The following is a 13,034-nucleotide window of genomic DNA, read 5'->3' as shown; positions in this document are numbered from 1 at the left end:
TCTACTTCCACTTCGCCAGGTAGAAGCGCGGCAGCTCGTCCGGAAAGGCCTTGAAGTCGAGCGTGCGCGCGAAGGCGTAGGTATTGACGTAGGTGTGCAGCGGCACCCAGTAGGCCTGTTCCGTGATGCGCTTGATGGCGGCGGAATAGGCGGCGTTGCGCACCGCCTCATCCGCCGAGGAGCCGCCCTCCACCAGCAGGCGCTGCAGCTCCGGATCGCGGGCATAGTCGTCGTTGGTGTCGCCGAAGAAGTTGGGCAGGATGGCGGAGACGTCGTTGATCGAATAGCTGCCCCAGCTGCCCATCGACATGGCCAGCTCCCCGCGCCAGGCGCGCTGGATCTGCGCGGCCACCTGCAGCAGGTTCAGCCGCGCGCGGATGCCGACGGCCTGCAGGTAGCTCTGCACCGCCTCGGACCATTGGCGCGGCTGGACGTAGCTGGTCAGCTCGATGTCGAAGCCGTTCGGGTAGCCAGCCTCCGCCAGAAGCTGCTTCGCCTTGTCCGGGTTGTAGTCGTACTGCATGGCAGCATCGGCGTTGCAGCCGAACTGGCTCGGGTAGCAGGGCGCCACCGGCACGCGGGACCCGCCGGTGACCAGGCGCTCCGCGATCGTCTTGCGGTCGATCGCGTGCCAGACCGCCTGGCGCACCTTCAGGTTCTTCATCGGCGTGTCGCCGCTGCGGCCGGCCGCATCCAGGCTGAGATAGCCGATGCGCATGGATTCCTGGCGCAGCGTCTGCAGGAAGGGAATCCGATTCACGTTGGGCACCTGGTCCGGATTCATGTTCCAGATCCAGTCCACGCGCTGCGCCAGCAGCTCCGTCAGCTCCGTCGCCGCATCGGTGACGAAGCGCACGGTGATGCGGCGGATCGCCGGTTTGCCCTTGGGGCCGCCCTCATAATAGTCGTCGAAGCGCTCGTATTCCACGCCGCTGGCGACGTCGAACTTCGTGATCCTGTAGGGCCCGGCGCCGACCGGCGCGCGGCTGTAGCCCTCGGCGCCCACGCGTTCCCGATAGGCCTGCGGCCAGATCGGCGTGACCAGCGCCAGGTAGTCCAGCGCCGCCGGCGTCGGCCGCTTCAGATGGATGCGCAGCTTGAAGTCGCCATCCGCCTCCGCGCGATCGATCCAGGCATAGTTGCTCGGCGTCGCCACGCGGGTTTCGGGGTTGGAGACGGTGTTCAGGGTGTAGACCGCATCCTTCGCGGTGAAAGGGCTGCCATCATGGAACTTCACGCCCTGGCGCAGCGTGAATTCCAGCTGCAGCGGATTCACCCAGCGCCATTCGGTCGCCATGGCCGGAACTACGCGGAAGGTCTCGGGATCCCGGTGCACCAGCCCGTCCCAGGCCTGGTGGCCGAGGATCAGGCCGGTGCGCTGGCTGTTGAAATAGGCATCGATATTCGGCACCGCATCGCGGAATACCAGGCGCAGCGTGTCCTGCGCCTTCTGCGCCTGCGCCTCGCTGCCCAGCAGCGTGATGCCGCCCGCGGCGGCCAGCCCCTTGCCGAGTGTCCTGCGTCCTATGGTCATCTCATTGCTTCCCCGTTTGAACCCGGGGGAGCGTAGGAACCACGCGCCCCCGATGGCAAGCGGAGAGAGCGGCGCTACGCCTTCTCGACGTTCCAGAAGATCGGGAAGGAGGATTCCATCAGTCCGCTCAGCGAGGTGCGATAGGCCGCCGGGATGGTGAACTGGCCCCACATCACCGACGGCGTCAGCTCATAGGCCAGGCGCTGGATTTCCGCCGTCAGGCGCTGCCGTTCCGCCGGCGTCTCGGCATTGGCGAAATCCTGCGTCAGGCGCGGAATGCGTTCGTCGCAGGACCAGCCGGGATAATCGGCGCAGGTATTGGCGACGTAGAAATGCGTCAGCGGCGTCAGCATGTCCACGCCATTGGAATAGACGGCGAACATGCTCCAGCCATCGCGCCGCGCACGCCGCGCCAGCACGGTGCCCCAATCCATCTGCTGCTCATCCACCGTGAAGCCGGCTTCCTTCATGTTCTGGACCAGCACCGCCGCGGCGGTCTGGGAGATGGAGCCCGCCACCTGCAGGAACTGCACCGGCTGGCCGCGATAGGCGGTCTTCGCCAGCTCCGCCTTGGCATCGGCGATGGAGAATTTCGCCGCCTCCGCCCCCGCATCGGTGCTGTAGGGCGCATCGCACATCCAGAAGCTGGCGCACTGCAGCGCGCGGAAGCGCGGCGGCACGCCGATGGCCTGCAGAACCGTGTTCTGGTCCACCAGCTTCCACAGCACGCGGCGCACGGCGGGGTCGTCGAAGGGCGGCGCGGCATGGTTCAGCCGGAAGTTGCCCTGGAACTGGTGCAGCCCGCCGAGCGACAGCAGCTTCACATCGCGCGAGCGTTCCAGGCGCGGGATCCAGTCGAAGGGCACGTATTGCTGGTAGTCCACCTCATTCGCCAGCAGCGCCGTGGCCCCCGTCGCCTGGTCCGGCATGACGCGCAGCGACAGGCTGTCCACCTTCACCACCTTGCCGCCGGAGAGGAAATCCGGCGGCTCGCGACGCGGCACGTAATCCGCGAATTTCTCCAGCACCATGTAGTTGCCGGGACGGTACTGGTCCGGGCGGAAGCGGAAGGGGCCGGAGCCGATGATCTCCGTGATCCGCGCATCGCCCGGCGTGCGCGCCAGGCGTTCCGGCAGGATGAAGGGCACCGGCGCATTGGGCTTGCCGAGCACATCCAGCACCAGCGGGAAGGGCCGCTTCAGCACCAGCTCGAAGCCCAGCGTGCCCTTGGTCGTCAGGCTGGCATGCGCATCCCGCAGCATGCGCCCCAGCGCATCCTTCGGCATCCAGCGCTGCAGCGACAGCACCACATCGGTGGAGGTGACGGGCGTGCCGTCATGGAACTTCATCCCCGGGCGCAGGGTGAAGTTCCAGGTCAGCCGGTCGGCGGAGGTGGTGTGGCTTTCCACCATCTGCGGCTGGATGCGGCCCTGGCCGTCCATCGCATAGAGCGTGTCGAAGATGTGGAAGCCGAAGGTCCGCGTGATCGCCGCCGTGGTCATGTAGGGGTCGAGGATCACCACCTCCGATTCCAGCACCAGGTTGAGCTGGCTGGCGGCGCGGGCACCCTGCGGGCGGATGATGCCGGCGGCGGCGAGCGCCGTGCCGCCCGCCATCAAGCCGCGACGGCCGATCAAGCTTTGGGACATGCCTCGATTTCCTCTTCCCCTGGCGGGGTTGGCCCCTCGCCGTTCGATATATCCTATGCCAGCATGGCCCCCAGGAAGCGGGATGCGCAAGAAGGAAACGGGCGATGGACGACACGGAATTGCTGTTCATGCCGGCAACGCAGGCGGCCGCGCTGATCCGCCGGCGCCGGCTTTCGCCGGTGGAACTTACGCAGGCGGTGCTGACGGCGATCGACCGGGAGCAGCCACGGCTGAACTGCTTCGTGACCGTGCTGCACGAGCAGGCGATGGCGGCCGCGCGGCGCGCCGAGCAGGCGGTGATGGAGGGCGCGGCGCTCGGTGCGCTGCACGGCGTGCCGCTGCACATCAAGGATCAGGTCGATACGGCCGATGTGCTGACCACGCATGGCTCCGCCATCTTCGCCAGCAATGTGCCGAGCCGTGACGACGCGACCGCGGCACGGCTGAAGGCGGCGGGCGGCATCCTGGTCGGCAAGACTACCATGCCGGAATTCGGCCATAAGGGCATCACGGACGGGCCGAGCTTCGGCACCACGCGCAATCCCTGGGACCTCTCGCGCACCACTGGCGGGTCCTCCGGCGGCGCCGCGGCGGCGGTGGCGGCCGGGCTGGGGCCGCTCGGGTTGGGCACGGATGGCGCGGGCTCCGTCCGCATCCCGGCGGCCTGCTGCGGCCTGGTCGGGTTGAAGGCCACGCTGGGCAGCGTGCCCTGGGAAGCCTCCGCCGACACTTTTGCGAACAACGTCTATGCGGGGCCGATGACGCGCACCGTCAGCGATGCGGCGGTGATGCTCTCCGTCATCGCCGGGCGCAGCGAGCGTGATGCGCAGAGCCTGCGCGGCCCCGGCATCGCGCCGCTGCCGCCGGGGCTGGTGGGCGGCGACCTGCACGGGCTGCGCGTGGGCTACATCGCGCGCGCCTGCAACGCTAAGGTGCAGGCGGAGATGGCGGAGAATACGCTGGCCAGCCTCGATGCGCTGGCCGCCCGCGGCGCCTTCGTCGAGGAGGTGACGGATGCGATCGACTGGATGGAGTTCCAGGGCCGCATCATGTACCAGGCCGGCTTCTTCGTGAGCTGCACGCCGCATCTGGCGCAATGGCACAACCAGATGGACCCGGTGCTGCTGGCCTTCATGGAGCGTGGATCGGGCTTTTCCCTGGCCCAGTTTCGCGAGGCGCAATTCGCCCGCACGCGGCTGTTCCGCACCATCCAGGACCTGTTCGGCCGCTACGACGTGCTGGTGACGCCGACGCTGACGCGCACCGCCCTGCCTGCCGATTTCGACGCCGCCGATGGCCAGATCGAGATCGAGGGCGAGCTCTGCGGCATCACTCGCCAGGGCTGGTCCAGCTACATGTACCCCTTCAACCTGACCGGCCATCCGGCGCTGACTATCCCCTCCGGCTTTGCGAAGGACGGGCTGCCCACGGCGGTGCAGCTGGTCGGACCCTGGGGCGCCGATATGTCCCTGCTGCGCCTCGGCGCGATCCTGGAACTGGACCGCCCCTGGGCGCAGCACCGGCCGCCCTCAGCCTGACAGGCGTGCCACGGCGGCGAAGCCGGCCTCCGCCGCCTCCAGCCCACGATCCACCGCCGCGGCGTCATGGGCGCAATTGAGGAACATGTTGTGGCGCGGGTGGAAATAGGCGCCCGCCGCCAGCGCCGCGGCGCAGAAGGCCTCGCCGAGGCGGAAATCGGCATCGCCTGCGAATTGCAGCAGCGGCATCTGCGGCGGGCCGGACTGGATGATGCGCAGGCCATGCCGCTGCGCACCGGCGGCAAGGCCGTCGCGCAGCCGCTGGCCCATTTCGCGCATCCGCGCCGGGCCGTCGATGCGCGCCAATTCCTCCAGCGTCGCCAGCGCGGCGGCCATGGGCACGGCGCCACACCAGAAGGAGCCGGTGGTGAAGACCTCCGTCGCCGCGCGGCGCAGCCATTCGCCGCCGGTCACGGCGGCCAGCGGATGGCCATTGGCGATCGCCTTGCTGTAGGCGGCGAGGTCCGGCCGCACGCCCACCGTCTCCCACGACCCGCCGAGATCCAGCCGGAAGCCGGCGCGCACATCATCCAGGATCAGCGCCGCTCCTGTCTCGTCGCAGACGGCGCGCAGCGCCTGCGCGAAGGCGGGGTCGGGCAATTCCAGCGTGCGGGACATGTCGTGCCGGAAGGCGGTGACGAGGATACCGGCCAGGTCACCCTTCGCCATCTCCGCCGCCGCCTGCACCGAAGCCACGTCGTTGTAGTCGTAGGCCACAAGATGCGCGCGATCCTCGGCCGTGACGCCGGCGGTGGAGGGCGAGCACCATGGCACCGCGCCGTGATAGGACCCGCGCGCCACCAGCACCTTGCGGCGGCGCGTGCCGGCGCGGGCGATGGTGACGCAGGCAGTGGTGGCATCCGTGCCGTTCTTGGCCAGCAGGCACCATGCGGCATGCCGGATGGTGGCGACCAGCCGCTCCGCAAGCTCCACCAGCACCGGCGCCGGGCCATTCATGCAATCGCCCAGCTGCGCCTGGCGCCGTGCCGCTTCCTCCACCACCGGGTCGTGGTGGCCGAGCACGATCGGGCCCCAGGAGGACATGAAATCCACCACCTCCCGCCCATCCACATCCCAGAGCCGGCAGCCCTCGGCGCGGTTGTAGTATTGCGGGTAGCCCGCGGGCAGCCTGGCGGCATTGAGGTGGCCCCAGAGGCCGCCGGGGATCACCCGCCCGGCACGCTCGCGCAGCGCCGCGTCGCGGCTGAGATTGGCGGGATAGGAATCGGGCATCCGGGGCTCCATCGGCTCAGGGTCGATATATCATATGGTGACAGTGCGCGAAAACGATTCAAGGATGCCGGTGCAGAAACGGAGCAGATCGCATGCGAGCCCTTTTCGCCGCCCTCCTTGGCCTGACCTTGGCCGGGCACGCCCACGCGCAGACGCTGCGCATCGGCATCGCCTCGGACCCCGATGTGCTGGACCCGACGCTGTCGCGCAGCGTGGCGGCGCGGCAGGTCTTCATGGCGATGTGCGACAAGCTGATCGAGGTGGATGAGCAGGGCGCGCTGGTGCCGCAGCTCGCCACTGCCTGGGAATGGCAGGAAGGCGGCCGCGCGCTGCTGCTGACGCTGCGGCCGGGCGTCACCTTCCATGACGGCGTGGCGCTGGATGCGGCCGCCGCCGTCGCCGGGCTGAACCGCCACATCTCCGCCCAGGGCTCCACGCGGCGTGGGGAGCTCGGGCCGGTGACGGCGGTGGAGGAAGCCGGGCCGATGCAGATCCGCATCCGCCTGTCGGAGCCCTTCGCGCCGCTGCTGGCCGCGCTGTCGGATCGCGCCGGCATGCTGGTCTCGCCGCGCCAGGCCGATGTGCTGGGCGCCGATTTCCAGAAGGAGCCCGCCTGCGCCGGCCCCTATCGCCTGACGCGCCGCGTGCCGCAGGACCGCATCGAGCTGGAGCGTTTCCCGGGCTATTGGAACGCCGGCGCGCTGCACTTCGACCGGGTGGTCTATCGCCCCATCCCGGATACCACCGTGCGCGCCGCCAATCTCCGCTCCGGCACGCTGGATGTGATCGAGCGGGTGAACCCCTCGGATGTCGGAACGCTCCGGCAAGACCGGAGGGTGCGGCTGCTGGAGGGGCCGTCGCTCGCCTCCGTCTATATCGCCATCAATGTCGCGCATGGCGCCGGCGCCCAGAACCCGCTCGGCCAGGATCCGCGTGTGCGGCAGGCGCTGGAACTGGCGATCGACCGCAATGCGCTGAACCAGGTGGCCTTCGAGGGGCTGTACCGCCCCGGCAACCAATCCACCCCGCCCGGCCACCCGCACCACATCGCCGCCCTGCCGGTGCCGGCCCGCGACCTGGCCCGGGCGCGTGCGCTGCTGCGGGAGGCGGGGCAGGAACGGGTACGGGTCAAGTTCTCCGTCCCCAATACCACCGAATACATCCAGGCGGCGGAGGTGATCCAGGCGATGGCGGCGGAGGCCGGGATCGCGCTGGAGATCCAGGTGATCGAGGTGGCGACACTGCTGCGCGCCTGGACCGCCGGCGATTTTGAGGCGCTGATCATCGCCTGGTCCGGCCGCACCGATGTCGACGGCAATCTGTGGGGCTTCAACGCCTGTGGCCAGAGCCTGAACGGCGGCCGCTATTGCAGCGAGCAGGCCGATGCGGCGCTGCGCGAGGGCCGCACCAGCGTGGATCCGGCCGCGCGCCTGGCCGCCTATGGCCGCGCCATGCAGGTGCTGCTGCGCGACCGCCCCTATATCTACCTGTGGCACCCGCAGAGCTTCTTCGGCACCACCGCAGCGGTGAGCGGCCTGCGCCTGATCCCGGACGGGCTGATCCGCGTGCAGGGGCTACGCGGGGGCTGAGGCGGCCAAGAGCCCTCTCCACCCGCAGGGGGGAGAGGGTTGGGTGAGGGGGGCTGCGCAGACGCAGCACACGCAAGACCCCCCTCACCCCTCGTTGGACGCATGCGTCCAACCCCCCCCGTCGGGGGGAGAGGGCGCGCCTACCGCATCAACCTTCGCAGCCCCTCCGCCACCGTCGCCGCATCCGCCAGCGCCGCCGCATTCAGCGGGCGGGAGACGACCGGCGCCGCCCGGCTGCCATGCACGCGCGCGATCTCCGCATCCAGCCAGTCGAAGCAGCGGCGCTGGATCTCATCCACCCAGCGCGCGCCATGCGCGGTGCCATGCGCCGTCTGCTCCGCGATCAGCACCCGGTTGGTGCGCTTGATGCTGGCCTCGATGGCGGGCCAGTCCATGCCCTCGAGATCCAGGCAGCGCAGGTCGAGGATTTCGGCATCGATGCCGGTCTCCGCCACCGCCGCCTCCGTCTCCGGCACCATGGCGCCATAGGTCAGCACAGTGCAGGCCGTGCCGTGGCGAACAACCCGCGCCTTGCCGAAATTCACGATGTAGTCGAGGTCCTGCGGCACCGGCCCGCTGGTCTGGAACAGGCCCTGATGCTCGATCATCAGCACCGGATCCTCGCAGGCCAGCGCCGCATTCATCAGCCCCACGTAGTCATGCGGCGTGGAGGGATGCAGGATGCGCCAGCCGGGATAGGCGGCGAACAGCCCGGACGGGTCCATGGAATGCTGCGACCCATAGCCCGCCGCCGGTGACACGCGGGCCCGCACCACCAGCGGAATGCCGAAGCCGCCGCCGAACATATGCGCGAATTTGCCGATGCCGTTGAACATCTGGTCGGCGGCGACGATGGTGAAGTCGCCGAACATGATGTCCACCACCGGCCGCAGCCCGCAGAGCGCGGCCCCTAGCGCCATGCCCGTGAAACCATTTTCGCAGATCGGCGTGGCGAAGACGCGTTCGGGGAATTTCTCCATCACCCCCTTGGCGGAGCCGGAGACGCCGCCGCGCAGCCGGTGGATATCCTCGCCGATCAGCACGATGCGCGGATCGCGCTCCATATTGTGCAGCAGGGTGGCGGCAATGGCGTCGATATACTTCATCGGCTGCGCCGGCACCGCGGCGCTCGCTTCCTGCGCCTTCAGCCCGCGCAGTTCCGACAGATCGCCGCGGATGCCGCGTTCAAGATCGGTCACCTCCGGCAGCAGGCCGTCGCGCAGCTGCGGCGCATTGGCGCCGGGCGGGGTTTCCACCAGCGCCTCCGCGGCCTGGTCCACTACCGCGCGCACCCGCGCCTCCAGTCGCGCCAGGCCCTCGGCATCCAGCACGCCCAGCCGGTCCAGGACGGCCGGCAGCGTGGTGACGGGATCGCGGGCGCGCCAAAGCTCCTCCTCCGCCTTGTCGCGATAGCCGAACTGGCTGCCGAGCATCGGGCCGGACTGGTGCAGGAAGCGGTAGCAGATCGCCTCCACGAAGACCGGGCCGCCGGTTTCCGCAATCTGGTCACGCGCCCATTGCATCGCGCGCCGCACCGCCAGCACATCCATGCCGTCGCATTCGACCGAGGGCACGCCGAACATGGCGCCGCGCGTCGTCAGCCGCGTCTCCCGTGTCTGGTCCTGCACATGGGTGGAGACGGCGTAGAAATTGTTCTCCAGGAAGAACACCACCGGCAGCCGGTAGAGCGCCGCCAGGTTGATCGCCTCCAGCGTCTGCCCCGCCATCAGCGTGCCATCGCCGAAGAAGGCCACCGAGATGTTTTCCCGGCCCAGCACCTTGTCGGCCAGGCCATAGCCCACCGCATGCGGCACATTGCCGCCGATGATGGCGGAGGAGCCGACCACGCCGGCCTCCGCGATCCGCATATGCATGGAGCCACCGCGGCCGCCATTGTAGCCCTGCGCCAGCCCCATGATCTCCGCCATGGTCCGCCGCACATGGTCCTGCGCGGCATCCGGCACAGAATCACGGCGCGGGTCGTAGCCCGCCGGCGTCGCGGCGTTCAGCAGCTTGGCCAGGATCTGGTGATGCGCGCGATGCGTGCCGTTGATTTTGTCCTCGGTGCCGAGCACCGAAAGCGCGCCCACCGCGCCGCCCTCCTGCCCGATCGAGGCATGGGCGGGGCCATGGATCAGCCCGGCGCCGTGCAGCTCGAGGATCTTCTCCTCGAAGCGGCGGATCAGCAGCAGCTGTTCCATCCAGCGGGCGAGGTCGGCCGGGTCCTCCGCCGCCCAGTCGGCTTCCTCGACCTCCAGGCGGAACCAGGGGGTCGCGGTGGCAATGGGGCTGAGCTTCACGCGGCTTTTCCCTTGCTCTGGGCGGCCTTTTCCATCGCAGCCAGGTGGCGCACCAGGCCGGCGCCGCCTTCCTCCATATCCGCCTGCACCGCGGCCCGCGTGGCCGCTGCGTCCCGCGCGCGCAGGCCGTCCAATATGTCCAGGTGGCGATGGCGGCCGGGATAGGTCGGGCGGGCGTCGGGGTAGAGATAGGTCAGCATCGGGCCGTTGCGCAGCCAGATGCCCTCGATCACCGCCAGCAGTTCCGGCATGGCGGCGGCGCGGTACAGGCCGTGGTGGAAGCGCCAATTGGCGCGGATGGCGGGCGCCGCCTCCCCGGCCGCCTCGGCACGGACCAGCTCGGCATGGCTGCGCTCCAGCGTGCGGATCTCGGCGGGCGTGATGTGGCGGGCGGCGGCCTCCGCGGCCAGGCCTTCCAGCGCGGCGCGCACCAAGCGCAGTTCCTGATACTGCGCCAGCGTCAGGCCGGCGACCGTTATGGCCTTGGCCTGTTCCATGCGCAGCGCGCGTTCCCGAACCAGCTGCATCACCGCCTCCCGCACCGGGGTTTCGGAGGTGCCGAGCTGCTGCGCCAATTCACGGATCTTCAGCCGCTGGCCAGGCCGCATGCGGCCTTCCATCAGCGCATTGCGCAATTCGCCATAGACGCGGCCGGTCAGATTCTCCCGCCCCACGGGGGAGAGGAAGGCGATGTCATCGGAGGGGGGCACGCTTGCGCTCATCGCTCCATAGTATTTGATATATCCACCCCGCGGCAATCCCGACCGCGCAGGAGGGACCGCTGATGCCGCCCACCCCAGGATATGAGGCGCTGCGCGCCGCCCTGCCGCCGCTGGACGGCACGCTGCCCCTGCCCGGGCTGGGCCAGCCCGCCACGGTGCTGCGCGACCGCTGGGGCATCCCGCATATCCGCACCGAGGGCGGCGCACAGGACGCCTTCCGCGCCCAGGGCTTCGTCCATGCGCAGGACCGGCTGTTCCAAATGGAGCTGAACCGCCGCCGTGCTTTGGGCCGCAGCGCCGAATGGCTGGGCGGCGCGGCGGCGGAGGGCGATATCCTGGCCCGTCGCCTGGGCGTGGAGGCCGCCAGCCGGCGCGACTACGCCGCGCTGGGGGCGGAGGCGCAGGCGATGCTGGAGGCCTATGCGGCGGGCGTGAACGCCTTCCTAGACTCCGGCGCGCCCCTGCCCATCGAATATACGCTGCTGCGGGCGGTACCGGAACGCTGGGAGGGCTGGCACGCGATCGCGGTCATGCGCCGCCTCGGCCTGCTGATGGGCTCCATCTGGTTCAAGCTGTGGCGCGCCGCGGCGCTGCCGCTGGTGGGGGCCGAGCAGGCGGCCAAGCTGCGCTATGACGATGCCGGCCAGGACCTGCTGCTGGTGCCGCCGGGGGCGGAGGCGCAGCGGCTGGCGGCGGACCTGGCCGCGCTGCGCCCGGCGATCGAGGCGCTGCTGGGCGGCGCGCCGCCGGATGCGACGGGCGGCGGCAGCAACAACTGGGCGGTGGCCCCGGCGCAATCCGCGACCGGCCGCCCGGTGGTGGCCGGCGACCCGCACCGCGTCTTCGAGATCCCGAACATGTACGCGCAAGGCCACCTCGCCTGCGCCGATTTCGACGTGGTGGGGCTGACGGTGCCGGGCGTGCCGGGCTTCCCGCATTTCGCCCATAACGGCCAGGTGGCCTACTGCGTCACCCATGCCTTCGTCGACATCCACGACGTCTTCGTCGAGCGATTCGACGCGGGCGCGCGGAATGCGCTCGGCCCGATTGGCTGGGTGTCGGTGCAGCGGCGGGTCGACCGTATCGCGATCCGCGGCGGCGCTTCACGGGACTTCGACGTGGTGGAGACCCACCACGGCCCGGTCATCGCCGGCGACCCGGCCAGCGGCACCGCGCTCGCCCTGCGTTCCGTGCAGTTCGCCGAAACCGACCTGTCCTTCGACTGCCTGCCCCGCATGCTGCGCGCGGGCAGCGTGGAGGCGCTGTTCGAGGCGACGCGCGGCTGGGGGCTGATCGACCACAACCTGGTGGCCGGCGATCTCGGGGGACATATCGGCCACCAGATCCGGGCCCTGGTCCCGCGCCGGCCGCGCACAAATGGCTGGCTGCCGGTGCCCGGCTGGCAGGCCAGCGCCGATTGGCAGGGCATGATCGCGCATGAGGCGATGCCCCGCGTCATGGACCCGGCGGAGGGGCTGATCGTCACCGCCAACAATCGCGTCGCGGCGGATGACGGGCCGGACTACCTCTGCACCGATTGCCACCCGCCCTACCGCGCCCAGCGCGTGCTGGACCGGCTGCGCGCGGCGCCGGAAGCCCGCAGCGTGGAGGGGGCGGCCAGCCTGCATGGCGACACGCTGTCGCTGAACGCGCTGCTGTTCCGCGCCAAGCTCGCCGCCCTGCCCGCCCCCGCGGAGCCGGAGGCCGCCGCGCTGCGCCAGTGCCTGCTGGATTGGGACGGGCGCATGGCGGCGGATTCCAGCGCGCCCGCCGCCTATGTCGCCTTCCGCCGCGCGCTGACGGCGATCTTGGTGGAGCGCAGCGGCCTTGGCGCCCTGGCCGGCCACCCGATGCTGTCCGTCAGCCCCGGCGTGCCGCCCACCAACCAGCTCTGGTGGACCCTGCCGACCCTGCTGCGGGCGGACGATGCCAGCCTGCTGGACGGCATGAGCTGGCCCGAGGCCCTGGCCGAGGCGCTGCGCAGCGCGGCGCCGGAGGCGGCCGGCGCGTGCCCCTGGGGCGAGGTGCATCGCCCGCGCCTGACCCACCCGCTGTCGCCACTGTTCCCGGACTGGGCGGCGCTGCTGGACCCGCCTTCCCTGCCGATCGGCGGCGACATGGACACGGTGCTGGCCACCGGCTTCTTCGCTGCCGGCGGCAATGCCGCAGGCTATGGCGCGCTGGCGCGCTATGCCTTCGATGTGGGGGCGTGGGAGAACAGCCGCTGGTCGGTCTTCCATGGCACCTCCGGCCATCCGGGCAGCCCGCATTACGCGGACCAGCACCCGGTCTGGGCCGGCACGGCGATGGTGCCGATGCTGTACGGCTGGGACGGAATCCAGGCGCAGGCGGTGTGGCGCCAGGTGCTGGCGCCCTAGGATGCAGATTGCGTCGGGCGCCAGGCCCATTTTGTTCACGCTGCTGAACACCCCACCCCGCCGATATTCGCCGGCGTGAGCGGTCGCTGCG

Annotated in this window: 8 protein-coding genes; 3 read left to right on the top strand and 5 right to left on the bottom strand. The window is 70.1% G+C overall.

The features are described from left to right. Nucleotide 1 precedes the first annotated feature (1 nt). Together J3S20_RS22490 and J3S20_RS22485 are read right to left on the bottom strand one after the other, a co-directional pair. Nucleotides 2–1,534, bottom strand: a complete 1,533-nt coding sequence (locus tag J3S20_RS22490) for an ABC transporter substrate-binding protein (RefSeq protein WP_216838791.1) — start codon at nt 1,532–1,534, stop codon at nt 2–4. A gap of 74 nt (nt 1,535–1,608) precedes the next feature. Beyond that, nucleotides 1,609–3,183 carry an ABC transporter substrate-binding protein gene (locus J3S20_RS22485; protein ID WP_216838790.1) on the bottom strand — a complete coding sequence of 525 codons (1,575 nt, stop codon included), beginning with the start codon at nt 3,181–3,183 and terminating at the stop codon, nt 1,609–1,611. Nucleotides 3,184–3,287: 104 nt separating this feature from the next. On the opposite strand from J3S20_RS22485, the gene J3S20_RS22480 reads away from it, so the two are divergent. Further along, entirely contained in the window at nt 3,288–4,721 is a 1,434-nt protein-coding gene (locus tag J3S20_RS22480) for an amidase (protein ID WP_216838789.1), read from the top strand. Here the strand turns inward: J3S20_RS22480 and J3S20_RS22475 are convergent. Further along, on the bottom strand, nt 4,713–5,954 hold the full coding sequence (locus J3S20_RS22475) for an aminotransferase class III-fold pyridoxal phosphate-dependent enzyme (protein WP_216838788.1): 1,242 nt from the start codon (nt 5,952–5,954) through the stop codon (nt 4,713–4,715). The two genes, J3S20_RS22480 and J3S20_RS22475, sit on opposite strands and share 9 nt — an antisense overlap. A 92-nt stretch (nt 5,955–6,046) precedes the next feature. On the opposite strand from J3S20_RS22475, the gene J3S20_RS22470 reads away from it, so the two are divergent. Beyond that, nucleotides 6,047–7,543 (top strand): ABC transporter substrate-binding protein, encoded by a 1,497-nt coding sequence (locus J3S20_RS22470; protein ID WP_216838787.1) that lies wholly within the window; start codon nt 6,047–6,049, stop codon nt 7,541–7,543. Nucleotides 7,544–7,683: 140 nt separating this feature from the next. Here J3S20_RS22470 and J3S20_RS22465 read toward each other — a convergent pair whose 3' ends face one another. Together J3S20_RS22465 and J3S20_RS22460 are read right to left on the bottom strand one after the other, a co-directional pair. Next, nucleotides 7,684–9,843, bottom strand: coding sequence for an alpha-ketoacid dehydrogenase subunit alpha/beta (locus J3S20_RS22465; RefSeq protein ID WP_343215277.1), 2,160 nt, complete (start codon nt 9,841–9,843; stop codon nt 7,684–7,686). After that, a complete protein-coding gene (locus J3S20_RS22460; RefSeq protein WP_216838786.1) occupies nt 9,840–10,553 on the bottom strand; it encodes a GntR family transcriptional regulator in 714 nt (237 codons plus the stop codon). The genes J3S20_RS22465 and J3S20_RS22460 overlap by 4 nt, the downstream gene beginning before the upstream one ends. 74 nt (nt 10,554–10,627) lie before the next feature. Between J3S20_RS22460 and J3S20_RS22455 the strand changes: the two genes are divergently transcribed. Beyond that, nucleotides 10,628–12,943 (top strand): penicillin acylase family protein, encoded by a 2,316-nt coding sequence (locus J3S20_RS22455; RefSeq protein WP_216838785.1) that lies wholly within the window; start codon nt 10,628–10,630, stop codon nt 12,941–12,943. The last annotated feature ends 91 nt before the right edge of the window (nt 12,944–13,034 follow it).

Source organism: Falsiroseomonas tokyonensis (assembly GCF_019024325.1).
Classification (GTDB): Bacteria; Pseudomonadota; Alphaproteobacteria; order Acetobacterales; family Acetobacteraceae; genus Falsiroseomonas; species Falsiroseomonas tokyonensis.
Note: the sequence above shows the minus strand (reverse complement) of the source record. Positions and strands in the feature narration are given on the sequence as shown.